Source organism: Streptomyces sp. KLMMK, from assembly GCF_036961605.1.
GTDB classification, from domain to species: domain Bacteria; phylum Actinomycetota; class Actinomycetes; order Streptomycetales; family Streptomycetaceae; genus Streptomyces; species Streptomyces telluris.
In genome coordinates this window covers 64,807-91,177 of sequence record NZ_JBAMDC010000002.1, presented here as the reverse complement: position 1 = coordinate 91,177, position 26,371 = coordinate 64,807, and the positions used below count along the sequence as shown (strand labels likewise).

Genomic DNA, 26,371 nt, shown 5'->3' with positions numbered 1-26,371 from the left:
GACGCCCCGGTGCCGCGCCTCCCGAGTTCAAAGTGGCCACGGCATGGGATTCGATCACAACGAAGTAGCCGTGGCCCGCGCACCGGGAGGTGCTGAAGCTTGGCGTCCAGAGTTCAAAGCGGCGGAACCGACAAGGTGCTCTGCCCCTGAGCTACGCCGGCCTGTGTGCCGGCGGCGGGATTCGAACCCGCGCCCTCCCGATGAGGAATCGAAGTAGGTCCCGCCTTCGCACCTGGACACCGATCACTCTAGGAGTACGGACGTCCAAGGCGCCAAGGGTTTTTGGGGCCGGGTGCGCGCTGTCCCCGCAGGCGCATGAACTGGTACCGCCTTTCACACTCTCTGGTAAGTGACGTCCGAGGCACCGACCGCGCCGGACGTCGGCAGGTCCCGGGTCCGCCCTATGGGGGAGAAGAGCAGGAGCAGCCCGGCGAGAGGGACGCCTGCTGTGGTGATCCACATGGCTGCGTGGAGCCCGAGGGCTTCGCCGAGCGTTCCGCCGAGCAGTGCTCCCAGCGGGATGGTTCCGTAGTTGAGGAATGCCGTGGTCGCGGTGAGGCGGCCGAGGAGCTCCGGCGGGCAGTAGCGCTGTTGGAAGCTTGCCTTGATGACGTTGCCTGCCACGACACCGGCGGAGACGCAGAAGCCGCCGGCTATGCAGAGCAGGACTCCGGCTCCGTCCGTGGTCAGTGGGATGAGCAGGGCGCATACGGGCAGCCCCAGTTCGAAGAGCAGCGTCGCACGGGCTGTGCCGACCCGGCCTGCGGTCCTGCGTGCGGCGAGGGCTCCGGCGACGCCCCCTGTACCGGCGGCCGCAATGATCGCGCCGACGGGGCCGGGGTCCAGTCCGACGGTTCGGACCAGGAAGACCACCAGGATCGACTGGTATCCCATGAGGGCCAGGTTGGAGGTGGCTCCGAAGAGCGTCAGGGTGCGGAGCCAGGGGTCATGTGCGACCAGCCGCAGGCCCTCGCCGATGTCACTGACCAGAGTTCCGGAGTGACGAGCGGTTCTGGTGGGGCGCGCCTCGCGATGGCGGATGCCCGACAGGCAGAGGAGGGATACGAGGAACGTCGCGGCGTTGGCGAACATCGCGTTGACCGCACCGGTGAATTGCGCGATCAGGCCGCCCGAGCTGATCCCGGCGATCTGTGCGGCGGCTGCGCTGCCGTGCAGCTTGGCGTTGCCTTCCGGCTGGTCGTCGGGTTCGAGAATGCTGGGGAGGTAGGCGCTGTATGCGGTCTGGAAGAACACTGCGGCCGTGCCCGTCAGGAGGGCGACCGCCAGCAGCAGACCCATGCTCAGCTGTCCGGCCCTAGCGGCGAGCGGGACGCCCGCGAACAGGACGAAGGAGATCGCGGCGGCTGCCAGCATGATCGGCCTGCGTCGGCTCCGGTCCACCCAGGCGCCCACCGGGAGGCCGATGATCAGCCAAGGGATCCAGGTGGCCGCGGTCAGCAGGCCGACCGTGAACGTGTCGGCGTGCAGGTGGGTGACGGCGATCAGCGGCATCGCCACGCCGGTGACGGACGCGCCGAACTTGCCGGCGGTCTCACCGCACCACAGCAGACGGAAGTCCCGGTGACGCCGCAGGAGGCCGCCGCGGCGTATGCGCCCGTTCATGCGATGCCGCGTCTCTTGCGGGGGAAGGACTGCAGCTGCACGACGACGGGGAGCGCGCCGGGCGCCGGTTCGGTATCCGGGGCGGGCGTGTGGCGGGCGATGACGGCCATCAGTTCCGCGTTGAGCGCCGCCAGCTGATCCGGGGTCATCCGCAGATCGCGCCAGTCCGAGACCGTTCCGGCGTCCCGCCACGAGTCGTCCCAGTCCTCGTTGAGGTAGGTCGTCACCCTGCCGAAGTACTGGTGCACCAGCTCGTGCAAGTAGACCGACAGCGCACCACGGCTGCCGGGGTCGTCACGGAAATCGGCGGTGCGCAGCTCGTTCGTGCCGCCGGCCTTTCTCCACCAGCGCTCCCTCTTCGTGCCCCGCCCGGCCTCTTCCTCGATGAAGCCGTGCTCTGCGAGATGGCGCAGATGCCAGCTGACGGTGCCGGTATTCTCCCCGAGCCGCTCGGAGAGCCCGGTGGCGGTGGCGGGGCCGTCCAGACTCAGCAGTTCGAAGATCTGCATCCGCAGTGGATGCGCCAGCCCGCGCAGGCTGCGTGCATCGATGCGGCGTGGGGGCTTGGGGGGTTGCGCTGCGCGCTGGGGTTCATCGGCCATGCCGACATCGTAAGTTGCAGAGGATTCTCTGCATAGAGTTCTCTGCAGAGGAAGCTCTGCAGAGCTCCGGAAGAACAATGCCCGCCGTGACGCGCAGTCTTGACGGTGGGTCAGTCGACCCGGGGTGCCACCCCGGTCCACACTCGAACATATGTCACCTTTCATGATGAAACGATTCCCCTTTGTACAGTCTCTTCTTGGCGCGCCCACGCCCAAATCGGATCAGGCACACACAGAGGAGCAGATATGCGTACATGGAGGACGGCGGTCGCCGCCGCGTCGATGGCGGCCCTGACGTTCATCGGCGGCACCTCACCCGCCGGGGCGAGAGGAGCGGCCGATGACCCGTCCGCCCCGGCCACCGTGCCGGGGGGACGCGACGCCGACAGCGGCAGCGTCGATGCCGGCAAGGCCGGTTCGGATGCCGACGCGTCCTCGGCGATCCGATGTCAGGGCCAGGTGCAGCGCCCGCACAACTCCACCCATGTGCCCGGCACCATCAACGTCGTCGTGACGGTCTCGTGCTCGGCACCGGTGCCGGAGATCACCACCCGCGCGGCCCTGTACAAGAACGGGCAGCTCGTCAATCAGTCGACGTTCAGGACGCAGAGGAACACCCGCAGCGCCCAGAACAACGCGGCCGTGAGGTGCAGCCCCGGCAAGTACCGGGGCTGGATGTACTTCAAGGTCATCTTCCCGCCCGGCTACCGCCCGCCGACCGCCTCCGCCAACGCTCTCGGCCAGGAGGTCGCCCTGAACTGCTGAAGCCGCTGAAGCTGCTTAATCGGCGGAATCGGCCGAACCCACTAACCCGCGGCCGCCGGAAGGGCGGCACCGTGTTGTCAAGTGGCGCCGCCGGGGAAGGATCACGGTGTGCGCCCCACCCCTGCCCGGATCCTGCGTCGGCGAGTGGCACAGCTCGACGCGGCCGCGGACCTGACCGAGGACACGGACGCCCGGCTGCGCCACTTCACCTCCGTCATGACGGCGTGGACCGAGCCTGAAATGACGGCCCTGACGGAGGGACCGGCCATCCTGGCGCCGTCCGAAGTGGAGGAAGCGGACGAGACGGCCGACAGCTGCCTGCTGCTGGGCCGGCTCGCCCGGGACGAGGAGTGCCTCGTCCGGGGGCCGCTCGACCGGGCGCGACAGCACTGGATCGGCACCGGCCCTCACGAGCTGATGCCCCACCGGCGGCCCGCCCCGGACCGGGAGCACTTCACCGCGCCCGGCGGTGATTCCGGTCCGCCCAGCACGAAGCCGTTCCACCTGGGGCTCTACACGTCCACGGCGCGGCGTGACGGGCCGGGCATGTGGCGGATGTTCCTCGACCTGGGATCGAGTCTCCACCCCCGGCCCTGGCAGACCTGGGAGCTACCGGTCGCCGCCCCGGCCGCGGACGTTCTCTGCATCGGCGGCGCCGGCGACTGGGCGGCGTTCGTCGGACGCTATCCGCTGGTCCGCGGCGACGACGTCTACCCCGACTGGGCGAAGATCGCCCGGGACTTCGCCGGGGTGCACATGACCCTGCGCGCGATCGTCGCGGCCCAGGGGTTCCGTATCCCGGTGACGGACGGCCTGGCCGCCGCGCCCTTCTGGGACATCGAATCAGTGCTGTGGCTGCGCTGGTCCTTCTCCACCCCGCGCCTGGTGGAGATCACACCGCCCGACGCCCGGCCGTGACCACTGCGACAGGAGCCGGCTCGGCCTCGCCCCGGCCTCGCGTCCTACGCGGTGCCGGGCCCGTCGAGGAAGCGGAGCAGTACGGCGGCCTCCGCGCGGAGCCGCGCGGCACGGTCCGCATGCGCGGGCGCGGTCAACTGCGCTGCGACTTCAAGTCGCTCGGCGGCCTCGGCGCGTACGACATCGACCATGCCGCGCTCGCTCAGTTCACGCCGCGGCGCTTCGGTGGCGCCGGCACCGACCGGCGAGTGCTCAAGAGCCACGCCGCGGAGCTCGGCTTCGTCCACAGGCACCGCCTCAGCGTTGTCCAGCGCGGCAAGTGTCGCGCGCAGGGCACTCACCGCGGCCTTGTCTCGGGCGCGCATCGCTTCCGGCAGTGCTTGACGCATACGAAGACGTACAGACATACCGATGACCCTATGGACCTATGCCTGGGCCCACAACGCGATATACGTGCAGCCGCTGATGAGTGAAGGGCGGCGGACCTTGGCACGCCGGTGCCGTGGCCCGCCGTCCTTCACCTCGTGGCCCGGTCAGTCGTAGGCGAGCGCCTCGAGCCTGTTGTACGAGCCGTTGAAGCGGTCGTGGTCGCCGACGGTGGGGCCGGTGTTCGTGTGCTGCCAGAAGGTGTAGAAGCCCCAGCCGTTCGGCAGCTCGCCGGAGGAGGAGCCGTAGCGCGGCACCCACAGCGGGTTGTACTTGCCGAATCCGCCGTAGTTGCCGGTGCACTTCTTCCACCACGTCGTAGAGGTGTAGATCACCGCGTCGCGCCCGGTGTGGTCGCGGTAGGCGTCCAGGAAGTCATCGATCCAGTCGATCATCCGGCCCGTGCTCAGGCCGTAGCAGGTGCTGCCGTAGGGGTTGTACTCCATGTCGAGCACGCCCGGCAGCGTCCAGCCGTCGTCCGTCCAGCCGCCGCCGTGGCGGACGAAGTAGTCGGCCTGTGCACCGCCGCTGGAGTTGTTCGGCAGCGCGAAGTGGTACGCACCCCGGATCATGCCCGCGTCGTACGAGCCGTTGTACTGCTGGGCGAAGTGGGGGTTGGTGTAGCTGGTGCCCTCGGTCGCCTTGGCGTAGGCGAATCTGACGCCGCTGTTCCAGAGCTTGGACCAGGCGACGTTGCCGTTGTGGCTGCTGACGTCCACACCGTTGACCGTGGCGCTCACCGCGGCGCTCGCCGAGGGGTCCGCCGGGGGGAGGTCGGGCTCCGAGGGGTCGGGCAGCGAGGAGCCCTTGGCGGCCAGGCCGCGCTCACCCTCGTGAGCGCGGATGGTCGAGCCCATCCAGTCCTGCTCGGGGTGGGTCGGCCGGACGTCGATTCCGGCGTCCGCGGCGGCGGTTCCGGGAAGAGTGACGAGCAAGGTGAGGACGGTCAGCAGGGAGAGGAGGATGGCCGCCGCTGTGGGGGGATGCGGGCGGCCCGGGCCGGAGTGGTGCTCGGGCATGAGGTGCCTCCGAGGCCATGGTGGGGGGAGAGTGCGGGGAATTCAATGGTCACCGCATTGGTATGACCATCCCTTCTTCGACGATGTCCTCGCCCGGAAACTCTCTGCCGGAGTTCGGTCCGGCCACGAGGACCGCCTCCTCCGGCACTCGGGTGCACGTTGTACTGCCACTCTCACATCCGGACGGAGGCCGAACAGTTTCCCTGCGCCATGTGGGTGACGCGGGCGGAGAACGGGCTCAGCAGTTCTCAGTGATCACGTCTTGCAGGGTCGAGAGGGAATTGTTGTCGTCGGCCACCTTGGTGCGGAGGCTCTCCAGAGTCTGCTTGAGGGCCTGGATCTCCTTCTCAGGTGGATCCGGCTGCGCCTGGAGGCTCGCGATCTTGTCTTCGAGCTCACCGATCCGCTCTTCGGTACGGCGGATTTCCTTCTCAAGTTCCTTTGCCAGACGCTTCATCATCTGGCAGGGCGATTCGTCGGCGGGAGACATCTCCATCACTCCTCATCGGTTCAGTCGGAGAAGGCCGGAGAATCGCAGGCTACGTCCGTGCGCAAGGCACGGCACCCTGGTGCCGTCCGACGGAGTTCCGGCTCAGTGGTGGTGGCCGTGCCGGCCGAGGGTTTCCACGGGGGTCGCGCCGGGGCGGGTCCATTGCGGCACGGGGCGGCTGGTCGGGCCCCAGGTGGCGCGGCCGGCGGCGTCCGAGCGCCAGTACCAGCAGGCCTGGCGGCCCTCGGCCGGGTACCCTTCGCGAACGTCGCCGATCACCGGCCAGCCCTCGGGATTGTCCTCCCACGCCTCGCCCCGGCCGTAGGGCGTCATGTCGAGCAGGCCGAGAGACCCGTTGACGCGCTCGTTGCCACGGCCCGTCGTGGAATAGGTGAGGAACACCCGGTCGCCGTCGCGCAGGAAGGAGACGAGGTATCCCATCTCTCCGCCGACCGGTGCCTCCACGTCCCGCACCGAGTACCAGGGCTGGGTGTAACCCATGAACTCGACGTAGGCAGCCACCTCCTCCCACGGGCCCGTGGTCAGGACGGCGAACGAGACACCCCGGGCGTTGAGGTAGACCGCGTCCTTCACATGCCAGGCCGTGGTGGTGCAGCCCTCGCACTGCCCTTGGTGCGGCGCGCCGTCGTACCACATGTGCTGGTAGACCACGAGTTCGTCGCGCCCCTGGAACAGGTCCAGGAACGGGACCGGCCCGCCGGATCCGACGACCTCGACCGTCCCGTCGAGCTCCACCATCGGCAGCCGCCGCCTGGCCGCGGCGATCGCATCGCCCTCATGGGTGTGCGCCTTCTCGCGGACCAGCAGCTCCTCGCGCGCCGCCTGCCAGGTGGCCAGGTCGACGACCGGCGGCTTGCCGGGGAGGTCACTGCTCGCACTGCCGAGCGTGGTCGTCATGGCGTCCTCCGTGGTGTCTCGTGCCAGGCAGCGTCGTACCACGTCCTACGGGACTCACCACGACAGACTCGCGTCCCGGAGCGGAACTCATCACGGCGGATGGTGCACCCGGCCGAGCCGGCGTGTGCGGCAGGAGGGCGGCTCCCGCCGTAGGCTGGATCTCACGCGTGATCGACAGGAGGCTGACGTGGCCGAGACGTCGCTGGCCGAGGTGATGGGCGAGCTGGCCGGGCTCGAGGACCCGAAGACACGCAAGGTGAACGAGAAGCACGGCGACGATCATGGTGTGAACCTCGGCAAGTTGCGCGCGCTCGCGAAGCGGCTCAAGACGCAGCAGGACCTCGCGCGTCGGCTCTGGGAGACGGGTGACACGGCGGCAAGGCTGCTGGCGATCCTGATCTCCCGCCCGAAGGCTTTCGAACGCGACGAGCTGGACGTGATGTTGCGCGAGGCGCGCACGCCCAAGGTGCACGACTGGCTCGTGAACTATGTGGTGAAGAAGAACCCGCACGCGGAGGAGCTGCGCCTGGCCTGGTCCGCCGATCCGGATCCGGTGGTCGCAAGTGCCGGCTGGGCGCTGACCACCGAACGCGTGGCGAAGAATCCCGGGGGCCTCGACCTCGCAGGCCTGCTCGACGTCATCGAGGCGGAGATGAAAGGCGCCCCGGAGCGGCTGCAGTGGGCGATGAACCACTGCCTTGCTCAGATAGGGATCGAGCACGCCGAGCACCGCGCCCGTGCGATCGACATCGGCGAGCGCCTGGAAGTGCTCAAGGACTACCCGACTTCCCCGGGCTGCACGTCTCCGTTCGCGCCCGTCTGGATCACCGAGATGGTGCGCCGGCAGCAGTAGGCAGGGTTCGCGCTCATCGGCGACGGCCACCCGAGCAGGACATCGGGCACCGCAACGCCGCGCCCGGCACTGCCCCGTGGCGCGTTCAGGCCCTCTGGCGTACCTGGGTGCGTCGCCCCACCCTGAGGACAGAGCTCCGTCGGTCGGGACATCCGGGAGGGCACATGCTGTACGTCTTCGGTTTCGAGCGCATCGGCGTGGTCGCGAGCGACATGTACTTCGTGGATCCCGACCCCATCCCGGGGCAGGAGGGCGCCGAACGGGGAGTGCGCCTGGAAGTACGCGTCCTGCGGCGCGGAGACCTGCCGGGAGGCATCTACGCGTCGCGACCCATCGTGGTCGACCGCCCGGTGTGGCGTGCCGACCTCCTGGAGTCCGTGGCGGGCCCGTCCGGCAGCCTGGACCGGGCGCACCACCACCCGAGGTTCGACGGCTGGGAGCCCGGCGGGCGCGTCTTCGTCGAGGAACTCTCCGCCGCACCGCTCGACTGGGTGGCCGGCAGGCTGGCGGACCTCGGCACCCTCCTGGCCGAGGCCGGCGTCCCGGCCTCCGAGGCGGGCCCGGACGACGCCGCCGACCTGCGCAACGCCGTCCCGGACATCATGGCGGCCGTACGGAGGCTGCTCGACGGGGTGGCCAAGGGGGAGTTGGGCCGTCCGCCCGCCGGCCTGGCCGAGGAGGACATCGCGAACGCCCGCGTCAGCTGGCTGTGACGGCCTGCCCGGGCGTGGCCGGGCGGAGTGTGCATGGGGTGTGAACGCACAGGCGCGCGCCCATGGCGGACATCCGGGGTGCGCCCCCTCCCCCGCGACGGAGGCGCCACGCTGTCGTCTCCGCCGTCGGGAGGAACGGCCGGTGCGCCCGCCTCATCCAAGGGTGCACCTACGAATCGATACACAGCATGAGGATCCGGTAATTATCGGTCGCGATGATGGCATTACCTGCAAAACGCCCCTGCGCCTCACTGTCGGGCACTCGGGCCGCACACACGGGGGACCATCATCAACGTCAAGCGCACCACCGCATGCCAGTTGTCCCAGGAGGACATCCTCTCGGTTGTCCACGGCACCACGCTGGCCGTCCACGTCCCGGGATTCGTCCACCCCGAGGCGCTCGCCTCGGCGCGGCGGCAGCTCTTCGACCACCCCGACCGGGGCAGTCTGAGCCAGGCCGCGGAGTTCAAACGCATCGGATTCGCCTACTCCGAGATCAGCGACAGCGCCTCACGCGATCGCTACCACGCCGAGGCGCGCACCAACATCCAGCGGATGCGCGACCTGTTCGCGCCCTACGCCTCACCCAGTGACGTCCTGCGGCTGCTGCTGGAGGAGACCTGGGCCGCCGGGGCCGGCTTGATGCACGTCGAAGGCCGCAAGGCGTTCATCGGCATCTGCCGCTACCAGGACAAGAACGTCGACCTCAATCCGCACACCGACGCCCTCGAGCGGAACCTGCCCGCCGAGCACGCGCGCCGCCTCGAAGCACAGCTCTCGATCAACATCTACATCAACATCCCGCGCACCGGCGGCGAGCTGGAGCTGTGGGGGACCGAGCCCGGCGAGGACGCCTACCACCACCTCATGGACGGGCGGACCTGGGGCATCGACCGCGAGAAGATCGGCCCGCCCGTGGAGGTCGTCAAGCCGGCCCCGGGCGACCTGCTCCTGCTCAACCCGCGTCAGATCCACGCCGTGCGCCCGTCAGGGGACGAGCCCCGCATCACTCTGGGGCACTTCCTCGGCTACTACGGCACCGACCTCCCGCTCGAACTGTGGAGCTGACGGTGAACAACGACGTCAAAAGCATCGGCCATGACATCGAGGAAACCGTCGAGGAAGTCGTCGGCGCCAACGGCACCGACCACACGGCCGGAATCAACAGCCTCAACGGCCTCAACGGCCTCAACGGAAACGGCCGCACAGGCCTCGCCCAGCACTCCTATGTCCTGGACGGTCGCAGCAAGGCGAGTTTCGGGGAAAGGGCCAAGTCACTCCCTCTCGCCGGGAAACGGGCCGTCCTGCTGGTGAGCGTAGGACAGCGCTACCACGAGGGCGATAAACTCCGCGCCACAGTGGAACTCATCCAACGCAGCGAGTTTCAGCAGCTGACCATTGCCGTGGCTGATACTCTGCAGCGCACCAACTATCTCGGGTTTTCCCGGCAGGACGCTTACGACCGCGCACTCAGGGCGGGGGACGAGTGGCTGCAGCGCAACGAGGAGACACTCGCAGGGCTCTCCGCGATCAGCGATGTCCTCCGCTGGGACGAGGCGCTGCGCGACCCGGTCTACCCGCAGTTCCGCAAGCACATCGAGGACGCCTACGAGCACGACCCGCACTACCAGCAGGCCCTGCTCCGCACCATCGGAAAGTTCCTCGACCGTCTCACCGCCCGCGACCCGGAAGCGGATATCGCCGCGGCGTCCCGGAATTGCCTGTCCTACCTCATCGAGGAATGCCCCGTCATCATGCCGACCTGGGCACACCGCGGATACGACTATGTGATTTATCCGCAGCCCATGACGGTGGCCATGGCGGAGACCCGCCGGCTGTTCGTCGAGGACGCGTACCCCGGCAAGGCGGAATGGCTCTCCCTGAAGTTCAAAAAGCGGGCCGCCACCGTCCAGGACATCATCTGAACCGCCCTTCGACCCGGTGTAGGGGAACATCACCGTGACAGCATCGACCGACCGCAAGTGGTGGGCATTCACCGGTGTCAGCCTCATCAGTTTCCTCGGCTGCATCGACCTCACCATCGTCAATACCGCCGCCCCGCAGATCCAGGCCGATCTCGGCGCCTCCGTGACCGACCTCCAGCTCATCGTCAACATGTTCATCGTCGCCCTGTCGATGTTCATGGTGACGATGGGGCGGCTGGCTGACACCTACGGCCGGCGTCGCGTCCTCTACACCGGAACCGTCGTCTTCGCCCTGGCCTCCCTCGGCGCCGGACTCGCCCCGGGCACCGGCTGGCTCATCGCCTTCCGGTTCCTCCAAGGCGCCGCGGGAGCCGTCCTCTACACCTCCACGGGCGCCATCGTCCAGAACGCCTTCCCCCGGTCGCAGCGCGGCCGCGCCATCGGCGCCCTCTACGGCGTCAACGGCCTGGGCCTGGCCATCGGTCCGCTGCTCGGCGGAGTCATCGTCTCCGCCGTCGGCTGGCACTGGGTGTTCTGGCTCAACGTCCCCCTCACCGCCGTCGCCCTGGTCCTGTGCTCCTTCAGCGTCAAGGAGTCCCGCGACCAGGGCGCCCCCGGTCTGGACTGGCCCGGGCTCGTCCTCATCAGCCTGGGCATCCCCGCCGTGGTCCTCGCCTTCACGCTCGGCGACCACTGGGGCTGGTCCAGCGCACCCACCCTGGGCCTGCTGGCCTTCGCGGCCGCCTCGCTCGTCGCCTTCCACGCCGTCGAACGCCGCGCGACCGACCCCATCATCGACTTCCGGCTCTTCCGCCACCGCGCCTTCCTCGGCGCCATCGTCTCCGACTTCGCCCTGGCCTGCTTCTACGCCACCGTGCTGTTCCTGCTGCCCCTCTACCTCAGCGGCGTACGGAGCTACGACGGTTACGCCACCGGTGCACTGCTGCTGTCGTGCACCGCCGTCATGGCGGCGCTCTCCCCCGGCGTCGGCCGGCTGACCGACCGCTACGGCCCCAGGAAGCTCCTCGCCGCCGGCTTCGCCGCGTTCACCGTCTCGGCCCTGATGCTCGCGCGCATCGCCCCTGACACCTCCACCGGATACCTCGTCCTCGCGCTGGTGGCCATGGGCCTCGGCTGGGCCTTCATCCTCGGCCCCGCCACCGTCTCCGCACTGTCCGCCGTACCCGAGCGGCAGGCGGGACTCGCCGTCGGATCCTCCTGGACCTTCCACAACCTCGGCGGAGCCATCGGACTGGCCGCCGCCATCAACCTCTACCGCCTTCAGGGCGAACGCACCCTGAACGCCGAACTCGCCGAGCACCACGCACCCACCGGCCCCTGGACGCAGTCCGTGGTCGGTGAACCGGAGCACGCCACGGCGCTGCTCCGGCAGCACACCTCCCTCAGCGGTCCGGAAGTCGACGAGGTGTACGGCCAGGTCTTCTCCCATGGCATGCAGACCGCGATGTGGATGGTGGCCGGCACCTCCCTGGCCGCTCTCGCCGTCCTCGGCCTGCTCGGCCTGTCGGCACGCCGGTCCCCGGCCACCGCCTGCGAGGTGGCGGCCGACAACGAACTCGCCCGGTAGGGCGGGTACGCGACCGACCGGGGCGGTTCGCACGGTCTCCGGAACGACCGTCACCCCTCCTCGCATAAGGTGACATCACCGGACACCCCGCTCGACCAGCAGGATCCGGGACCCGCACCGCGGACGGAGCGGGCAGTGGCCGGAGCGAGGAGGGGACGTGGGCGACGTGGGGGATGCGGGAGACGTGGCGGTCGGCGCGCGGCCGGAGCAGGACGGCCCGGGTGAGGGGCCCGAGGAGTCGGCGGGGAGGACGAGGAGAGGGAGACGGACCGGGAGGTCCGCGAAGGCGCAGCGGTCGTTCTGGAAGGAACTGCCCCTGCTCATCGTGGTCGCGCTGGTGCTGGCGCTGCTGATCAAGACGTTCCTGGTGCAGGCGTTCTCGATCCCCTCGAACTCGATGCAGAACACCCTGCAGCCGGGTGACCGGGTCCTGGTCGACAAGCTGACCCCGTGGTTCGGGTCGAAGCCCGAGCGCGGCGAGGTCGTCGTCTTCCACGACCCGGGGCAGTGGATGAGGGACCATCCGACGCCCGAGCCCAACGTGGTGCAAAGGGCGCTGAGCTTCATCGGGCTGGTGCCGTCCGCCGGCGAGAAGGACCTGATCAAGCGGGTCGTGGGCGTCGGCGGCGACACCGTCGAGTGCAAGGGCACCGGCCCGCTGAAGGTCAACGGCAAGCCGCTGGACGAGCCTTACGTCTTCCCCGGCAACACCCCGTGCGGCATAAATCCGGAGGCCGAGTTCAAGGTCACGGTGCCCGAGGACCGGCTGTGGGTGATGGGCGACCACCGGCAGGACTCGCAGGACTCCCTCTACCACCACAACGAGGACGGCACGGGTTTCGTCCCCGTGGACGACGTGGTGGGCCGCGCCATCGTCATCGCCTGGCCCGTCGACCGCTGGGCCACCCTGCCCGTCCCCGCCACGTTCGACCAGAAGGGCATCGGCAAGGCGGCGGCCGTCGCCGCCCCCACTGCGGTGGCCTTCGCCGGCGCCGTCCCCCTGGTCCTGGTGCGCCGGCGTCTGCTCTCCCGCCGCAAGGCCGACGGCACGGTACGGAACTGACCGGCTCACCGGCTTACCGGCCTGTCGACGTACCGGCCAACCGGCCAACCGACTTACCCGGACTGGTGAACGTCTCCACGGGCCTCCCGCCACATCGACCAGAGGGTCGGCCCGCCTCCGGGTACGTGGATCTCGTCCCGCACGGTGAACCCGAATCGCTCGTAGAAGCCGATGTTGGATTGCTTCGACGATTCGAGGTGGGCCGGCAGTCCGGCCGCGTCCGCCTTCGCCAGGCCCGAACGCAGCAGGGCGGCGCCGTGGCCGTTGCCCTGGGCCGCCGGGTCGGCGCCGAGCACCGCCAAGTACCAGTGCGGTTCCCGGGGAGTCGCCTTGCCCACCAGTTCCAGCATCTCTCCCAGCCGGGCCACGTGCTCGCCCAGCAGCCCGTTGATGCGGGCCAGCGTCTCCTCGTCCGGGTGCTGCTCGGCCGTGCCGGGCGGTGTCCAGAAGGCCGCCGCCGCGCCGGTGTGTTCACAGTGACCGAGAGGGCCGTACTTGTGCGTGAGCATGACGTCGAACCACTGGGCGAGGCGGTCCTCACGCCCCTCTTCGTCAGGGAAGAGCCACAGCATCATCGGGTCGTCCCCGAAAGCGCGGGCCAGGATGCGCGTGGTCTCAGGAGCGTCGGCGCTCTCGATCGGCTTGGGTGTGTTCAGTGACTGCATGCGGCCAACGTAGGTCCCGAGATCTTTCCAGCACATCGGTCGTTCTACCGATGCCCCTGTCCCGGGCCCCGGGGGCCTGATGCATGCTGACCGCCCCTGACGTGCTCCCGGCTACCGGTAGGCGGCCGTCGCGATCCGGACGAACGGCTGGATCAGCGGGTTCGTGTCGCCCTCGTTCCACGCCGCCACCACGCGGCTCGGCGCCATGTCGACCAGCGGTACCACGGTCAGTTCCACGGGCGGGTTGTGCCCGAGCGGGATCATCCCGACCGTGGAGTTCCAGAGCACGGCCTGCAGGCACTCCTGGACGGCACGCACCACCGGTCCCTCGCGCGGCTCGCCGCCGTTCCAGTACGCCTGCCAGATCGGATCGGTGCCGTCCGAGAACCGGAACCAGCGCCGGTCGGCGAGGTCGGCGAGCTCCAGGCGGTCGTGGCGGGCGGCCAGCGGATCGTCGGCGCGCAGCACGGCGCCCACCGGGTCAGTACGCAGCCGATGCACCGTCAGTCCGGTTTCGTCGAACGGTGCGCGGGTCAGGGCGATGTCGACCAGTCCGGCGCGCAGGCCGCAGGTCGGATCGGTCAGGTCGGCCTCGCGGATGCGGACCTCGACGCCCGGGTGCCGCCGGCGGTAGGCGGTGGCCAGCCGCATCGCTCCCCGGTCGGAGCTGTCGCCGAGGATTCCGACGGTGATGGTCGCGGCGCCGGCCGCCGCGGCCACGCGTACGCGTATCCGGTCGGCCTGGCCGAGGAGGGTGCGCGCCTCGTCCAGCAGCGCCGTCCCGGCCGGAGTGAGCGTGACACCCGCGGAGGAGCGGAGCAGCAGGACGGCTCCGACGCCGGCCTCCAGTTGTTTGATCGCTCGGCTCAGTGGCGGCTGGCTCATGTGCAGCCGGGCGGCGGCCCGGCCGAAGTGGAGTTCCTCGGCGACGGCCACGAAATAGCGCAGCGTGCGTAGCTCCATGACCGGCGACGATACCCGTACGGTATGGACCGCACGCAGCCGGTCCTGGACGGTCGCGGTTGCGGGGCGTTGGACTCGGAACATGACTGACGAACCGATGCCCGACCCCGCCGTGCACGTCGCCGGTACCCAGGAGATCGCCCCCGATCTGCTGGTGATCCCGAACCGACGGGTCGGGCTGGTACCCAACATCGGCGTCATCGGCGGTACGCAGGCTGTCCTGGTCGTGGAGACGGGCATGGGAACCGCCAACGCCGAGCAGATCCTCGCCTTCGCGTCCGAGGTGGCGCAGGGACGGCGGCTGTACCTGACCACGACGCACTTCCACCCGGAGCACGCCTTTGGCGCGCACGCATTCGCCGGCCGGGCCACGTACCTGGTCAACCGTGCCCAGGCGGACGACTTGAAGAGGAAGGGGCCGGGTTACCTGGAGATGTTCCGGGGCCTCGGCGGGCCGGTCGCCCGGCGCCTCGACGGCGTCACGGTGCCCACGCCCGACGTGGTCCACGACAACGGGTACGACCTGGACCTCGGCGGCCGGACCGTACGGCTGCGGCCCACCGGCCCGGCCCACACCAAGGGCGACCAGGTCGTCGAGGTGCCGGACGCCGGGGTGCTGTTCACCGGAGACCTCGCCGAGACCGGGCAGTTCGCCATCTTCCCGTGGTTCCCGCCGTACGACACGGACGTCTCCGGCGTGCGCTGGCTGGCAGTGATGGAACGGCTGGCGGCCGCCGCTACCGGATCCCAGGTGATCGTGCCCGGTCACGGAGACCCAGGCGGGCCGCAGGTGCTCGCCGACGTCCGCGACTACCTGCGCGAACTGCGCGACGAGACCTGGCGGCGGCGCGACTCGGCGATGAGCGAGGACGGCATCGTCGCCGAGGTCCGTGCGCTGCTGGTCGAGCGCCACCCGGAGTGGGCCGGTCAGGAGTGGATCGAGCGAGGTGTGGGGTGCCTGTGCACCGAACACCCCCTATGACCATGGCACTTCTTGGGTCAGCGGGCTCTACACCGCTTCCCCGGACCGGGCTCTCGACGTGATCCTCCGCGCCGCCGGACCGATCACCGACGTCGCTCCCCGCGACCGGCGGTTCATCCGTACTCCTGAGCCGCGGCACGAGTCCTGGCGGGGAGGCCCCCTGCGGACACGAACCGGGGCGCACCGGCGTCGATTCCGGCTCTGAAACGTCACGCCAGGCACCTGAGGGGCGTTGACGGCGCACACGTAGAGTGGGCGGTGACCAGGCCGTTTCACCGTTGGGAGGACATGGAATGAAACAAGTCCCGTTCGGCGCCCTGTCCGCTGGGCTCGCAGTGCTCGGTACCGCCCTTGTGGCTTTCGCGTTTCAGTTGCGCGCGGACGGCTACGAGCAGTACGTCCAGGACGTGGCTTACGTGGCCGGCACGGCGTACTTCACCGCGATCATGACTGTGGTGACGTGGTTCCGCGCTGACCGACCGCACTCGAGCTGAGCCGTTCGGCCATGGCGCGGGGCGCCATGGCAGGGTCTGTCTGGTGGGTCCTGTCACTCGGCTCACCGGGCACGCCCTGGAGTGGGACATACGTCATCGAGGCCGCCGGCACGACGACGGGTCGGATGGTCGTACGGGCTGTACCGACCAGGCAGCCGAGCACCGCAATCACGTGATGCACGAGTTGAGCCGACAGGCGTTGCCGGCGATGGAGACGTCCTGCTCCGAAGTGCACGACATCGTAGGACCGTTCAGTTCCGTCCTGCCGGCTCATCAAGCCCCGTCCTTCTGACGGCACTTCCTTCCGTAGGGCTCAGTTCTCACCGAAGCGCATGAATCCGTACGGCTCTTGAGAACAGCGACCGGTCTCCGCCGATCCGCTCCTCCAATACGAAAAGAGCTCAGGTGGCGCATTACTGACGGTTTCCCGGGAGCTCCTCCCCCTCCCCGCCCACCCGGTTTGTACACTTGCCGACCAGCTGCAGTCGCACCCGCCCGAGGACGGACCGACGGCTCCTCTGAATTGGCGTCAACAGCCCCTGCTCCACTAGACTTTGCGCACACACCAGCAAAAAGGAGTGGCGCCGTCTATGGGCACCAAATTCATTGAGGTAGACGAATCCCACAAGGGTCAGCCCAACGTGGAAGAAGGGGTAAAGACGATCGAGGTCGGTGGTCAGACGATCACGACGCCGATTTATGTCCAGCGGATCGACTTCGACGATCTCGCCCCCGAGGTGACCGACAATCTGACCACGGTCAAGTTCGCCGTAACGGTGACCGAGGAAATGGAGGACCTCACGGGGGAGGTGGACGAAGATGGTTCCCCGGTGACGGAAATCAAGGAAATCCAGGTGCCCAAGTGGCTCGAGGTTGACCTGGGCCCCGAATCCCTCAAGCAGTACGAAGAGGTCATGGCCCCCTTCTACGCCGCCGCCCGCGAAACCGAGGCACCGCTCGTGCCCGCGCCCCGCAAGCGCCGGAAGAAGTGATCTCGCGCCCCTCTCCTGTCGCCGGGAGAGGGGCTTCGTTGTGCGGGCCCGATCGCCGCGGCGACCCGGCAGCACCCCGGCAATCACGAAGTCGTCCGTCCCGATCACGGCCGACTCCTCCCGGTCAACGGGAACCGCAAAGGGCCGGACCCGCCAAAACCGCACGCCGGGACGGCGTGCGGTTGGCGATCATTGCTCGGTCGTGCGGGGTGGGCCGCCGCGGCGGGCGTGTTCCGCTGAGGGGATCAGTAGAACATGAACGTCGGGCGCAGGCCGTTGGCGTGCTCCTGGGTGATGAGCTCACCGGCGCCGATTCCCGCGCCGTTGGCCGCGTTGGCCACGTCGTACGGCGAGCCGTAGTTGCCCATCCAGTGCCAGGTCTTGACGGCGACCTTCGCGTTGGTGCACTTCCTGAGCGCGATGCCTTCCTCAGCGGTGAGCACGGCGTCCTTGGCCGGCGTGTCGCAAACCGCTCGCGGGACCTTGGGCGTGTTCGGCTGCGGGCCGTCCGCGGCCGCCGCCGGGGCTGCCAGGCCGATCAGCAGGGCTATGGGGGCTACTGCGAGGGCGTAGGTTCGACGGTTCATGGTGACCTCCACGAGGGGATCAGATGTTCGACAGAGCGGACACCTGGACCCACGACCCTACGGTGGCCTGGTCGCCCCCGCACATCGAGTACGCCGTTCGGGTGACGGCCGCCATGTTGAGCGGCCGAAAGGGTCGACCCCAGCGGCACCCGCCGTGCCAGGCAGCGTCGGTGCGGGACGGAGCTGGTCGTCCGGCCCCGTCCCCATCCCCATCCCGTCGGTCGGCACCGGGGGGTAGCCCCACCTCGGCCTGGGCGGGTAGCGGGATCGTCCCAGGTGGTTGCATCCGGAAATGTTGGGCCCGGCACATATCCAGCACGTGGATCGCCGGTTTCCCAATGTCTTCCGTAGGAGTTGGCTCGTGCGTGAGCAGGCGTGGCAGAGGTTTCGTTCGTCCGGGCAGCGGCGGGGTGGCCGGCGTAGAGCCGTGCCGGCCGCGGTCGCGGTGGTCGTCGGCGCCATGGCGGTAGGTGCCCTGGCGCCGCCCGCGGCGTCTGCCACCGCCAAGCCGGACACCGTTCAGCAGGGACTGAACGCGCTGGTGCGCTCCGACGGCCTGCCCGCCGCGCTGGCGAGCATCCGGGACCGTGAAGGCCGCACCCGTACCTACACCGCAGGGGTCGGCGACCTGGCCACCGGTTCGGAGGTGCCCCGGGACGGGCAGGTGCGGATCGGCAGCAACACCAAGGCGTTCACCGCCGTCGTCGTGCTGCAACTGGTCGGTGAGGGGAAGATCCGCCTCGACGCACCGGTCGACACCTACCTGCCGGACCTCGTCCGCGGGGAGGGCATCGACGGATCCCGCATCACCGTCCGCCAGCTCCTGCAGCACACCAGCGGGCTTCCCAACTACGTCCAGTACCTCGGCGACGATGTCCGGCATTACGAGCCTCGCGACCTCCTCGACATCGCCCTCCAGCACAAGGCCCGCTTCGATCCCGGGAAGAAGTGGGAGTACAGCAACACCAACTACGTGCTGGCCGGCCTGATCGTCCAGAAGGTCACGCGCCGCCCTCTCGCCGAGGAGATCGACCAGCGCATCATCAAGCGCATCGGGCTGCGCCACACCTACTTCCCGGCCCCCGGTGACGCGACCATCCGCGAACCGCATCCCAAGGGCTACTACCAGGAATCAGCAGGGGCGCCTTTGCTCGACGGCACGGAACTGGACCCCTCCTGGGGCTGGGCGGCAGGGCAGATGATCTCCACCAACTCCGATCTCAACCGGTTCTACACCGCGCTCCTCGGCGGCCGCCTCCTCCCGGAGGCCCAGCTCGCCCAGATGCGCACCACCGTCCCCGCCGGAGAACCCTTCGCCTCCGGCGCCCGCTACGGACTGGGGCTCGTCAGCACGCCGCTGTCGTGCCGCCCCGGCGTGTACTGGGGCCACGGCGGCAGCACGACGGGATACGAGACCCGGGGCGGCGCCACCGACGACGGCCGCGCTGCCAACGTCGCGGTGACCTTGCAGCCGACCGACAAGGAAGCCATGAAGCGCGTGGAGAGCCTCGTGGACACGGCCCTGTGCCGCTGAACCGGAGGGGGCCGCAGGGGCAGGGCCCGCCCGGACCGCGTTCGCAGCGAAGCGCTCAGGCGTTCTCGATCCAGTTGGAAGCGACGTCGCCGATCAGGGCACCGGCACCCGGGGGCGCCCGCCGTCACCTCTCCCCCGCCGCCCTCCCCGGATTCACTCCACCGCGCTGCCGCCCACCCTCCTGCGCACCGCGCCCCGCCACCGCATACCCCGCCCCACGCCCCTCCGCCCGGGCCACGATCAGGCCCTCGTGCGTCCGGATCGCGACCTCGGCGGAGTCGTCGGCCGGGTCGCAGCCGATGGCTGCGGGCACCGCGCCCGTCTCGTCGAGGACGACGCGTGGGTGCGGCAGGTCCCCGGGGGCGAAGACCCGCCGTAGGCAGGCGATGAGGTCGATGATCCTCAGCCGGGCCAGGCGGCCGGTCTCGGCGGGGTCGTCGGTCACGACGGCGAACGTCAGCCGGTCGCCCGGCCGTGCCGAGCGCATCGCGTCCTCGGCCGCGGACAGGCGTCCGGCACCGAGCACGACGACCACGCCGTCGTCGTCGAGGCCGATACGGCGGCCGGTGATCTCGTCGTGGAGGTCGCGAGGGGCCGCCCAGGCGTCTCGCGCGGGCCGGGCCGGGGGGACGTAGGGAAGGTGGGGCGCGTCCGCGTCGTCGAGGAGGGGGAGGCCGGCGAGGTGCTCGGCGGCGCGGGCCAGGTCGAAGGGGTCACCGGCGCCGGGGGCGTTCTCGGCGAGGCCCGCCGCGCCGTGGAGCAGGGTGAGGGTGAGCTCGGCCCGTCGTACCGTCCCCGTGCGCAGCGCGGTGCGCGGTTCGAGGGCCTGGGCGAGCAGCAGGGCTTCGAACCGGAGGAGTTCGGCCAGGGCCGCCCGGGCCGGTTCGGTGTCGAGGACTCCGGTCAGCGAGCGCAGCCGGAGGTGACCGCTGCCCGGTGTGTCGGCGGCGAAGGGCAGTCGTTCGAGCCAGATGCGGGCGAAGGCGCCCAGTGCCTGCGCGGCGGTGCCGGGTGATGCGAGGGGCGGTTCGGCCGCGGTCCGGGCCTGCTCGGCGGCCGCGGCGAGTACCGCGAGGTAGAGCGCGCGCTTGCCGGTGAAGTTGGAGTAGACAGCGCCTCGGGTCAGTTCGGCGCGCTCGGCGATCCGGTCGACCTTGGCCTCGGCGTATCCGTGTTCGGCGAACTCCTCTCGGGCCGCGGCCAGCACGGCCGCGCGGGTCCGCTCCTGCTGCTGTGCCCGGGTCAACCTCGCCATTCCATGGCCCCTTCCGCTCCCGCCGTGTCATGATACAGATGGCATCCAGATGATGGCGTCATCGGAATGTCATGAGCATCTGAAGCGAGGTGTGGCGTGGGCGTGGATGACAAAGGTTTCGAGGTCGACGGGCTGGTCAAGAAGTTCGGCCGGACGACCGCGGTCGACGGGGTCGGCCTCTCGGCTCCCCGGGGGCAGGTGCTGGGGCTGCTGGGGCCCAACGGCGCCGGGAAGACGACCGTCGTTCGCGTGCTGGCGACCCTGCTGCGCCCCGACGCGGGCGAAGCGCGCGTGGCCGGGATCGACGTACGGCGGGATCCGGGGCAGGTCCGCCGGCGCATCGCGCTGTCGGGGCAGCACACGAGCGTCGACGACGAGCTGTCAGGGCGCTCCAACCTGGTCATGATCGGCCGGCTGCTCGACCTCCGGCGGGAGGACGCCCGCCGGAGGGCCGGCGAGCTGCTGTCCCGCTTCGGCCTCGACGACGCGGCCGACCGGCCCGTCGCCACCTACTCGGGTGGGATGCGGCGCCGGCTCGACCTGGCCGCCGCCCTGGTGGGGCGGCCCGAGGTCGTGTTCCTCGACGAGCCGTCGGCCGGGCTGGACCCCGGCAAGCGCGACGAGCTGTGGCAGATGATCCGCGGGCTCACCCAGGACGGCGTCACGGTGCTGCTGACGACGCAGTACCTGGAGGAGGCCGACGTCCTCGCCGACGAGATCACCGTCATCGACCACGGACGGGTGATCGCGTCCGGCACCCCCGCCGCTCTCAAGCGCGAGGTCGGCGGGCACACGATCGTGCTCCGGCCGGCCGACGCCGCCGACCTCGGCCCCGCCGCGGCGATCGTCGCCCGGGTCGCGGGGCGGGAACCCGACCGCTCACGCCGCCACGAACTCATCGTGCCGGTCGCCGGTGACGCGGAGTTCTTCGAAATCACCGCCCGGCTCCGGGGGCAGGGCATCGGCCTCAGCGAGCTCGCGTTCCGCCTGCCCAGCCTCGACGAGGTCTTCCTGTCCCTGACCGGGGCGTCCACCGCCGGCACCGAGGACGCCGCAGCATGACCACAATCCTGCCGCAGGCCCCCGGGGAAACCGGGCCCCGTCCCTTCGCCACCCTCCGGCACAGTGCGGTGCTCGCCCGGCGCAGCCTGGTGAAGACCACCCGCAACCCGGGCCCGGTCATGAACGGCATCGTCACCCCGGCGCTGTTCATGGTCCTGTTCCTCTACCTGTTCGGCCGCCCGGTCGCCGGGACCACCGCCGACTACCTGCAGTACCTCTTCCCCGGGATCCTCGTGATGGGCGCCGGGCTGGCCGGCATGATCTCCACCGGGTCGGCCATCAACCTCGATCTGAAGAACGGCGTCACCGACCGGTTCCGCAGCCTGCCGATCAGCCGTACGGCGCCGCTGCTCGGCTCCGTGATGGCCGACATCCTCCGCTATCTGATCGCCGTGGCGGTGCTGTTCGGCATCGGCGCGGCGCTCGGGTTCCGCATCCGGGGAGGCTTCCTCGACGCGCTGGGGGCGGCCGGGCTCGCGATCCTCTTCGGGTTCTGCCTCAGCTGGGTCACGGTGTTCATCGGGGTCCTCGTCAAGAGTGCCGAGGCCGTGCTGTCGTTCAGCTTCATCGCCTTCCTGCCGCTCCAGCTGGGCAGCAGCCTGGCCGCCCCGAGCGACACCCTGCCCGGATGGCTCCGGGCATGGGCGGACGTCAACCCCGTCACGCACGTCATGGACGCCTGCCGCGCCCTGCTGAACGGGACGCCGGTCACCAACAGCGTCGGCCTCACCCTGCTGTGGTCGGCCGGCTTGTTCCTCGTCTTCTGCCCGCTCGCGGTCCGCGCCTTCGGCCGCCAGGAGTGACGGTGCCGTCCCGCCACGCCCTTTCCGCACACCGCATACCAGAAGGACACGACGTGAACCGGCCTCACACCCACGCCACGGACACGAACCTGTTGGTGCTGCACGCCCTGCGCTGTGCCGGCGCCGCCAGCCTCACCCGCCTCCATCTGGTCACGGGCCTCGACGAGTCCGACGTCGAGTCCGAGCTCATCGACCTCGGCGCCGCCGGCCTCGTCACGCGCATGTCCGGCGGCCTGCCCTGCTGGGGCCTCACGGACGCCGGCCGCGTCGCCGACGCCGAGCGGATCACCGGTGAGCTGGAGTCCGCCGGTGCCCGCAGGGCCGTGACGGCGGCCTACGACCGGTTCCTCGTGCTCAACCCGGAGCTGCTCGACCTGTGCACCGCATGGCAGCTCCGCAACGTCGACGACGTGCTGAGCACCAACGACCACAGCGACTCCGCCTACGACGCCCAGGTCCTCGAACAGTTCGCCGACCTCGACCGGCGCGTCACCCCCGTGTGCGCCGAACTGGCCGCGGCCCTCCCCCGGTTCGGCCGGTACCGCGTCCGCCTCGCCGAAGCCCTCCACCGCGCCGCCTCCGGTCATCTGGAGTACGTGACCGACAGCACCGCGTCGTACCACACCGTGTGGGCGGAGCTGCACGAAGACCAGCTCGCCACCCTCGGGATCCAACGATGACGAGGAAGACGCAATGGATCCGCACGATCTCCGCCGAGGCCGAGGGGACGGCGGAGACGCTGGGCGGCAAGGCGCACGGCCTGGTCCTGCTGCACCGCCTCGGGCTGCGGGTGCCGGCCGGGTTCGTCGTCACCACCGACGCCTGCCGTGCCTTCCTCCGTGAAGGACGCCGTCCCGACGGGCTCGACGACGAGCTCGCGGCGGCCGTCGCCGGCCTGGAACGCTCCACCGGGCGTGCCTTCGGCGGGCCGCACAGGCCGCTGGCGGTGTCGGTGCGCTCCGGGGCAGGCGTCTCGATGCCCGGCATGATGAGCACGATCCTCAACCTCGGCCTCACGACCGGGGCCACCGAGGGCCTGGCCGCCGAGACTGGCGACCGGCCGTTCGCCCTGAACTCACGGCTGCGCTTCCTGTCGAGCTTCGCCTCCGCGGTCACGACTGCTGACGTGGACGGCGCGGCGGCTGCTCACGCCGGAGATACCGCCGCCGCGATGAAGGCGGTCGAGGATCTCGTACGGGAACGTTGCGACCGGCCGGTTCCGGACGACGTGACCCACCAGCTGGAGTGGGCGGTGGAGGCCGTCTTCTCGTCGTGGGACACGCCCCGCGCCCGCACGTACCGCACGCTGAACCGCATCCCGCACGACCTCGGCACGGCGGTCATCGTCCAGCGGATGGTGTTCGGGAACCGCGACGCCCGCAGCGGCACCGGAGTCGCCTTCAGCCGCGACCCCAACACCGGGGGGAACGTCCCGTACGGCGAGGTCCTGTTCGGCCACCAGGGAGAGGACGTCGTCTCGGGCAGGTCGACGACCCGGCCGCTGGGCGAGCTCGCCGAGCGGGAGCCGGGCGTGTGGGCGGAGCTGCTCGGCGCGCTGCGCCGGATCGAGGGGCACTACCGCGACGCCTGCTACGTCGAGTTCACCTTCGAGGCCGGGGAGCTGTGGATCCTGCAGGTCCGGCCGGGCCGGTTCGTCGGCGCCGCCGCCGTCCGCGTGGCCGCCGAACTCGTCGACGAGCAGGTCATCGAACGTCACGAGGCGTTGCTCAGGGTTTCGCCGCAGCACCTGCGGCTTGTCCGTACGCCGCGCATCACGCCGTCCGAGGGGACCGACGTCCTCGCCCGGGGGCTCGGCGCCTGTCCCGGCGTCGCCGTGGGGCACGTGGCGACCACGGCGGAAGGGGCCGTGCGCATGGCCCGGGACGCCCCGGTCGTGCTGGTACGGCCGGAGACCTCTCCGAACGACATGCACGGCCTCGCCGCCGCCGCCGGGATCGTCACCGCGCGGGGCGGGCCGGCCAGCCACGCCGCGGTCGTCGCGCGCGCCATGGGCAAGCCCGCGGTGGTGGGCGTCAGCGGCCTCACCGTCGACGCCGGCGGCGGCTCCGTGACGGTCGGCGGCCGCACCGTCGGCGAGGGCACCCTCGTCACCATCGACGGGACCAGCGGCGAGGTCGCCCTCGGCACCCCCTGCGTCGTCGCGAACGCGGCCGACGAGCACCTCGACCGGCTGCTCGCCTGGGCGGACGACGTCTCGGGCGACCACTCCGCGCGCGACGAGGCCGAGCGCCTCGACGCGGCCCACACCGCCCTGCGGCACCGCTGACCCGGCGCCCGGCGCGGCACCCGACACGGGGTCCCCGCCCTCACAGCACCGCGCGAATCATTGATCACGAGCCCGACCTGCAAGGAGATCGGCCATGGCAACTCGGCATGTGTACCTGGTACGGCACGGAGCGGCGGACCCGTTCGGTGAACTGACCGACGTCGGGCGGCAGCAGTCGGACCTGGTCGGGCAGCGCCTGGCCGGCCTTCCGATCGATGTGGTGTGGCACTCGCCCCTGCCCAGGGCGGTGCGGTCCGCGGGCATCATCGGCACCCATCTGCCGAAGGCTGATGTGCTGGAGGCGCCCGAACTGATCGACCACGTCCCCCACGTACCGGAGCAGGCGCCGCCGGCCTGGGCGCCGTTCTTCGACGGGTACGGCGCCCAGGAGGCCGAGGAGGCCGAGCGCCGTTCCTCCGCCCTGACCGCCAGGTTCGCGCGCCCCGCCGCCACCGAGGCGCATGAGGTCCTGGTCACCCACGCCTATCAGGTGGCCTGGCTGGTCCGGGACGCCCTCGGCGCGCCCCCGGTGCGCTGGCTGGGCCTGAACTGCGGGAACACGGCGCTGACGGTGATCGAGTACCGCGACGGTTCGGAGCCGACGGTGCTGCTCTACAACGACATGGGGCACCTGCCTGCCGATCTGCGGTGGACGGGGTTCGGGGCCGGCGTGCGGCCGTGAGGCCGTGATGCGGGCGGCCGGCGGTTGCCGGTGGCGGGTCCGCCGGTGCCGCCGTCACCGCCGGTCGGTCACGCCCGTCCGCTTCCCGCCGCGGTCCAGGCGGCCGGGCCCTCGGTACGGTCGCTTCGTCCCGCGCCGAACAGGGGCGGGTTGACGTCGTGCATCTGCGGCGAGAGGTAGATCTTCCGCCGTAGGCCGGATCCTCCCGGCCGCCAGGAGACGTAGTTGTGGACTCCGGTGCCCGCGTCGAGCGGACGGTGGGCCACATCGGCCAGGAGCCGTTCGTAGCGCTGCACGGCGCCGGGCTGCGCGGCGAGGAACCGGCACATCCGGTCCCGGATGAGGGCGTCGTTCGGGGCGTAGGTCCACAGGGGCACGTAGAGCGTGGCCCGGGTCCGGTCCACGCCGCCCGCGCCGGCCAGGGACACGCAGGTCACGGCGGGCTGGGTGCTGAAGTCCGGCCGCTCGCCGGCGAGCCGGCACAGCGACCGGACCTCGTCGGACCGGAAGCCCGGGTGGCCGGCGAGGGTCGCGGCCATCTCGTCGGCACTGCCCGCGAAGTGCCGGGCATAGACCTTCACCCGGGCGGTGGCGTCGTCGGCCAGGTCCAGGGAGAGCAGGAAGGGCACGCCCCGGCCTCTCTCGTCCGGGCGGGCCCCGAACACCGGCCTCCGTGCGGACAGCCCGAGGCGTTCGAGCGCCGCGTCGAGGAGGTCGGAGTTCCGCAACGGGCCCTCGACGTCGAGGTAGAACCAGACCTTGAACCGGACCGGGCCGTCCCGGCGGGCCTCGGCGCCGTACATCGCGACGTGCGGACAGGCCGCGTCGTCGGGCAGCAGCACCTCGGCCACGGCCGACCACCGCTCGGCGTCGACGCCGTACCGCTCGACGAGCGTCGACATCACCTTCCGTGCCGCCGCCGGGTCCTTGGCCGGCACCCCGGGCGCCATGGGCTCGACGGCGAACTGAAGTGCGGGGTGGGCGCCGTCGAGTTCGGCGGCGAACTCGATCGGCGACCCGTCGGGAGAGACGTCGGACAGGGGAAGCTCGCCGGCGGCCGCCGTGCCCCAGCACTGGGTCATGGTGTGGAAGGCCGCCACGAGGCCGGCCCCGCCGGGGCCCAGACCCAGGGTCCGGGCCATGCGTTCCAGCGTCGCCGCAC

At 70.4% G+C, this 26,371-nt stretch carries 28 protein-coding genes; 17 read left to right on the top strand and 11 right to left on the bottom strand.

Translation table 11 applies throughout. The features are described 5' to 3' along the window. Window positions 1-333: 333 nt before the first annotated feature. Window positions 334-1,623 carry an MFS transporter gene (locus tag V7793_RS00975; protein WP_335580916.1) on the bottom strand — a complete coding sequence of 430 codons (1,290 nt, stop codon included), beginning with the start codon at window positions 1,621-1,623 and terminating at the stop codon, window positions 334-336. After that, window positions 1,620-2,225: an ArsR/SmtB family transcription factor gene (locus V7793_RS00970; RefSeq protein ID WP_335580915.1), complete on the bottom strand. Its 606-nt coding sequence runs from the start codon at window positions 2,223-2,225 to the stop codon at window positions 1,620-1,622. The genes V7793_RS00975 and V7793_RS00970 overlap by 4 nt, the downstream gene beginning before the upstream one ends. A gap of 246 nt (window positions 2,226-2,471) precedes the next feature. Between V7793_RS00970 and V7793_RS00965 the strand changes: the two genes are divergently transcribed. Together V7793_RS00965 and V7793_RS00960 are read left to right on the top strand one after the other, a co-directional pair. After that, the gene (locus V7793_RS00965) at window positions 2,472-2,990 is read left to right on the top strand and encodes a hypothetical protein (protein WP_335580914.1); all 519 of its coding nucleotides are present in this window, start codon (window positions 2,472-2,474) and stop codon (window positions 2,988-2,990) included. Between the two features lie 108 nt (window positions 2,991-3,098). Further along, a complete protein-coding gene (locus V7793_RS00960) occupies window positions 3,099-3,908 on the top strand; it encodes a hypothetical protein (RefSeq protein WP_335580913.1) in 810 nt (269 codons plus the stop codon). Window positions 3,909-3,952: 44 nt separating this feature from the next. On the opposite strand, the gene V7793_RS00955 is transcribed toward V7793_RS00960, so the two are convergent. From V7793_RS00955 to V7793_RS00940, 4 genes are all read right to left on the bottom strand, one after another. Continuing rightward, entirely contained in the window at window positions 3,953-4,273 is a 321-nt protein-coding gene (locus V7793_RS00955; protein ID WP_335580925.1) for a hypothetical protein, read from the bottom strand. Between the two features lie 168 nt (window positions 4,274-4,441). Further along, window positions 4,442-5,353 carry a lysozyme gene (locus tag V7793_RS00950; RefSeq protein ID WP_335580912.1) on the bottom strand — a complete coding sequence of 304 codons (912 nt, stop codon included), beginning with the start codon at window positions 5,351-5,353 and terminating at the stop codon, window positions 4,442-4,444. 238 nt (window positions 5,354-5,591) lie between these two features. Beyond that, the gene (locus V7793_RS00945) at window positions 5,592-5,843 is read right to left on the bottom strand and encodes a hypothetical protein (protein WP_335580911.1); all 252 of its coding nucleotides are present in this window, start codon (window positions 5,841-5,843) and stop codon (window positions 5,592-5,594) included. 102 nt (window positions 5,844-5,945) lie between these two features. Continuing rightward, the gene (locus tag V7793_RS00940) at window positions 5,946-6,761 is read right to left on the bottom strand and encodes a DUF899 domain-containing protein (protein WP_335580910.1); all 816 of its coding nucleotides are present in this window, start codon (window positions 6,759-6,761) and stop codon (window positions 5,946-5,948) included. Window positions 6,762-6,975: 214 nt separating this feature from the next. On the opposite strand from V7793_RS00940, the gene V7793_RS00935 reads away from it, so the two are divergent. From V7793_RS00935 to lepB, 6 genes are all read left to right on the top strand, one after another. Beyond that, complete coding sequence (locus tag V7793_RS00935; protein ID WP_335580924.1) at window positions 6,976-7,614, top strand: DNA alkylation repair protein; 639 nt, start codon at window positions 6,976-6,978, stop codon at window positions 7,612-7,614. 164 nt (window positions 7,615-7,778) lie between these two features. Further along, complete coding sequence (locus V7793_RS00930) at window positions 7,779-8,327, top strand: hypothetical protein (RefSeq protein WP_335580909.1); 549 nt, start codon at window positions 7,779-7,781, stop codon at window positions 8,325-8,327. A 318-nt stretch (window positions 8,328-8,645) separates the two neighbouring features. Further along, window positions 8,646-9,395 carry a 2OG-Fe(II)-dependent halogenase WelO5 family protein gene (locus V7793_RS00925; RefSeq protein WP_335580908.1) on the top strand — a complete coding sequence of 250 codons (750 nt, stop codon included), beginning with the start codon at window positions 8,646-8,648 and terminating at the stop codon, window positions 9,393-9,395. Between the two features lie 2 nt (window positions 9,396-9,397). After that, window positions 9,398-10,252 carry a tRNA-dependent cyclodipeptide synthase gene (locus V7793_RS00920; protein ID WP_335580907.1) on the top strand — a complete coding sequence of 285 codons (855 nt, stop codon included), beginning with the start codon at window positions 9,398-9,400 and terminating at the stop codon, window positions 10,250-10,252. Window positions 10,253-10,286: 34 nt separating this feature from the next. Then, window positions 10,287-11,840, top strand: a complete 1,554-nt coding sequence (locus tag V7793_RS00915; RefSeq protein WP_335580906.1) for an MFS transporter — start codon at window positions 10,287-10,289, stop codon at window positions 11,838-11,840. Window positions 11,841-11,997: 157 nt separating this feature from the next. Beyond that, window positions 11,998-12,903, top strand: coding sequence for a signal peptidase I (gene lepB, locus V7793_RS00910; protein WP_335580905.1), 906 nt, complete (start codon window positions 11,998-12,000; stop codon window positions 12,901-12,903). Window positions 12,904-12,956: 53 nt separating this feature from the next. Here the strand turns inward: lepB and V7793_RS00905 are convergent, their stop codons facing one another. Together V7793_RS00905 and V7793_RS00900 are read right to left on the bottom strand one after the other, a co-directional pair. Next, a complete protein-coding gene (locus V7793_RS00905; protein WP_335580904.1) occupies window positions 12,957-13,568 on the bottom strand; it encodes a GNAT family N-acetyltransferase in 612 nt (203 codons plus the stop codon). Window positions 13,569-13,679: 111 nt separating this feature from the next. Then, on the bottom strand, window positions 13,680-14,531 hold the full coding sequence (locus V7793_RS00900; RefSeq protein WP_335580903.1) for a LysR substrate-binding domain-containing protein: 852 nt from the start codon (window positions 14,529-14,531) through the stop codon (window positions 13,680-13,682). A gap of 82 nt (window positions 14,532-14,613) precedes the next feature. On the opposite strand from V7793_RS00900, the gene V7793_RS00895 reads away from it, so the two are divergent. From V7793_RS00895 to V7793_RS00885, 3 genes are all read left to right on the top strand, one after another. Continuing rightward, window positions 14,614-15,513 carry an MBL fold metallo-hydrolase gene (locus V7793_RS00895; RefSeq protein ID WP_335580902.1) on the top strand — a complete coding sequence of 300 codons (900 nt, stop codon included), beginning with the start codon at window positions 14,614-14,616 and terminating at the stop codon, window positions 15,511-15,513. A gap of 293 nt (window positions 15,514-15,806) precedes the next feature. Further along, on the top strand, window positions 15,807-16,007 hold the full coding sequence (locus tag V7793_RS00890; protein ID WP_335580901.1) for an SCO3870 family protein: 201 nt from the start codon (window positions 15,807-15,809) through the stop codon (window positions 16,005-16,007). A gap of 590 nt (window positions 16,008-16,597) precedes the next feature. Then, window positions 16,598-16,999 carry a hypothetical protein gene (locus tag V7793_RS00885; RefSeq protein ID WP_168094439.1) on the top strand — a complete coding sequence of 134 codons (402 nt, stop codon included), beginning with the start codon at window positions 16,598-16,600 and terminating at the stop codon, window positions 16,997-16,999. A 245-nt stretch (window positions 17,000-17,244) separates the two neighbouring features. On the opposite strand, the gene V7793_RS00880 is transcribed toward V7793_RS00885, so the two are convergent. Next, entirely contained in the window at window positions 17,245-17,586 is a 342-nt protein-coding gene (locus V7793_RS00880; protein WP_335580900.1) for a hypothetical protein, read from the bottom strand. Between the two features lie 427 nt (window positions 17,587-18,013). Here V7793_RS00880 and V7793_RS00875 point away from each other — a divergent pair, with 427 nt between their 5' ends. After that, entirely contained in the window at window positions 18,014-19,120 is a 1,107-nt protein-coding gene (locus tag V7793_RS00875; RefSeq protein WP_335580899.1) for a serine hydrolase domain-containing protein, read from the top strand. A gap of 124 nt (window positions 19,121-19,244) precedes the next feature. Here the strand turns inward: V7793_RS00875 and V7793_RS00870 are convergent, their stop codons facing one another. After that, entirely contained in the window at window positions 19,245-20,375 is a 1,131-nt protein-coding gene (locus tag V7793_RS00870) for a TetR family transcriptional regulator (RefSeq protein WP_335580898.1), read from the bottom strand. A 102-nt stretch (window positions 20,376-20,477) separates the two neighbouring features. Between V7793_RS00870 and V7793_RS00865 the strand changes: the two genes are divergently transcribed. The 5 genes from V7793_RS00865 (at window position 20,478) to V7793_RS00845 (ending at window position 25,209) form a co-directional block, all read left to right on the top strand. Continuing rightward, the gene (locus V7793_RS00865) at window positions 20,478-21,437 is read left to right on the top strand and encodes an ATP-binding cassette domain-containing protein (RefSeq protein WP_335580897.1); all 960 of its coding nucleotides are present in this window, start codon (window positions 20,478-20,480) and stop codon (window positions 21,435-21,437) included. Next, entirely contained in the window at window positions 21,434-22,240 is an 807-nt protein-coding gene (locus V7793_RS00860) for an ABC transporter permease (protein ID WP_335580896.1), read from the top strand. Before V7793_RS00865 ends, V7793_RS00860 begins: the two co-directional genes overlap by 4 nt. 53 nt (window positions 22,241-22,293) lie before the next feature. Then, window positions 22,294-22,920 (top strand): transcriptional regulator, encoded by a 627-nt coding sequence (locus tag V7793_RS00855; protein ID WP_335580895.1) that lies wholly within the window; start codon window positions 22,294-22,296, stop codon window positions 22,918-22,920. Next, the gene (locus tag V7793_RS00850; protein WP_335580894.1) at window positions 22,917-24,527 is read left to right on the top strand and encodes a pyruvate, phosphate dikinase; all 1,611 of its coding nucleotides are present in this window, start codon (window positions 22,917-22,919) and stop codon (window positions 24,525-24,527) included. The genes V7793_RS00855 and V7793_RS00850 overlap by 4 nt, the downstream gene beginning before the upstream one ends. A gap of 94 nt (window positions 24,528-24,621) precedes the next feature. Further along, the gene (locus V7793_RS00845; protein ID WP_335580893.1) at window positions 24,622-25,209 is read left to right on the top strand and encodes a histidine phosphatase family protein; all 588 of its coding nucleotides are present in this window, start codon (window positions 24,622-24,624) and stop codon (window positions 25,207-25,209) included. Window positions 25,210-25,277: 68 nt separating this feature from the next. Here V7793_RS00845 and V7793_RS00840 read toward each other — a convergent pair whose 3' ends face one another. Further along, window positions 25,278-26,351, bottom strand: coding sequence for a tryptophan dimethylallyltransferase family protein (locus V7793_RS00840; RefSeq protein WP_335580892.1), 1,074 nt, complete (start codon window positions 26,349-26,351; stop codon window positions 25,278-25,280). Window positions 26,352-26,371 lie beyond the last annotated feature (20 nt).

Bases quoted from the DNA above. Each gene is read 5' to 3' on its own strand.
- V7793_RS00905 (WP_335580904.1), bottom strand. From the start codon at position 13,568: ATGCAGTCACTGAACACACCCAAGCCGATCGAGAGCGCCGACGCTCCT.
- V7793_RS00930 (WP_335580909.1), top strand. From the start codon at position 7,779: ATGCTGTACGTCTTCGGTTTCGAGCGCATCGGCGTGGTCGCGAGCGAC.
- V7793_RS00880 (WP_335580900.1), bottom strand. From the start codon at position 17,586: ATGAACCGTCGAACCTACGCCCTCGCAGTAGCCCCCATAGCCCTGCTG.
- V7793_RS00935 (WP_335580924.1), top strand. From the start codon at position 6,976: ATGGGCGAGCTGGCCGGGCTCGAGGACCCGAAGACACGCAAGGTGAAC.
- V7793_RS00955 (WP_335580925.1), bottom strand. From the start codon at position 4,273: ATGCGCGCCCGAGACAAGGCCGCGGTGAGTGCCCTGCGCGCGACACTT.
- V7793_RS00965 (WP_335580914.1), top strand. From the start codon at position 2,472: ATGCGTACATGGAGGACGGCGGTCGCCGCCGCGTCGATGGCGGCCCTG.
- V7793_RS00860 (WP_335580896.1), top strand. From the start codon at position 21,434: ATGACCACAATCCTGCCGCAGGCCCCCGGGGAAACCGGGCCCCGTCCC.
- V7793_RS00890 (WP_335580901.1), top strand. From the start codon at position 15,807: ATGAAACAAGTCCCGTTCGGCGCCCTGTCCGCTGGGCTCGCAGTGCTC.
- V7793_RS00975 (WP_335580916.1), bottom strand. From the start codon at position 1,623: ATGAACGGGCGCATACGCCGCGGCGGCCTCCTGCGGCGTCACCGGGAC.
- V7793_RS00850 (WP_335580894.1), top strand. From the start codon at position 22,917: ATGACGAGGAAGACGCAATGGATCCGCACGATCTCCGCCGAGGCCGAG.
- V7793_RS00895 (WP_335580902.1), top strand. From the start codon at position 14,614: ATGACTGACGAACCGATGCCCGACCCCGCCGTGCACGTCGCCGGTACC.
- V7793_RS00940 (WP_335580910.1), bottom strand. From the start codon at position 6,761: ATGACGACCACGCTCGGCAGTGCGAGCAGTGACCTCCCCGGCAAGCCG.
- V7793_RS00950 (WP_335580912.1), bottom strand. From the start codon at position 5,353: ATGCCCGAGCACCACTCCGGCCCGGGCCGCCCGCATCCCCCCACAGCG.
- V7793_RS00840 (WP_335580892.1), bottom strand. From the start codon at position 26,351: ATGGCCCGGACCCTGGGTCTGGGCCCCGGCGGGGCCGGCCTCGTGGCG.
- V7793_RS00945 (WP_335580911.1), bottom strand. From the start codon at position 5,843: ATGTCTCCCGCCGACGAATCGCCCTGCCAGATGATGAAGCGTCTGGCA.
- V7793_RS00870 (WP_335580898.1), bottom strand. From the start codon at position 20,375: ATGGCGAGGTTGACCCGGGCACAGCAGCAGGAGCGGACCCGCGCGGCC.
- V7793_RS00885 (WP_168094439.1), top strand. From the start codon at position 16,598: ATGGGCACCAAATTCATTGAGGTAGACGAATCCCACAAGGGTCAGCCC.
- V7793_RS00900 (WP_335580903.1), bottom strand. From the start codon at position 14,531: ATGGAGCTACGCACGCTGCGCTATTTCGTGGCCGTCGCCGAGGAACTC.
- V7793_RS00845 (WP_335580893.1), top strand. From the start codon at position 24,622: ATGGCAACTCGGCATGTGTACCTGGTACGGCACGGAGCGGCGGACCCG.
- V7793_RS00970 (WP_335580915.1), bottom strand. From the start codon at position 2,225: ATGGCCGATGAACCCCAGCGCGCAGCGCAACCCCCCAAGCCCCCACGC.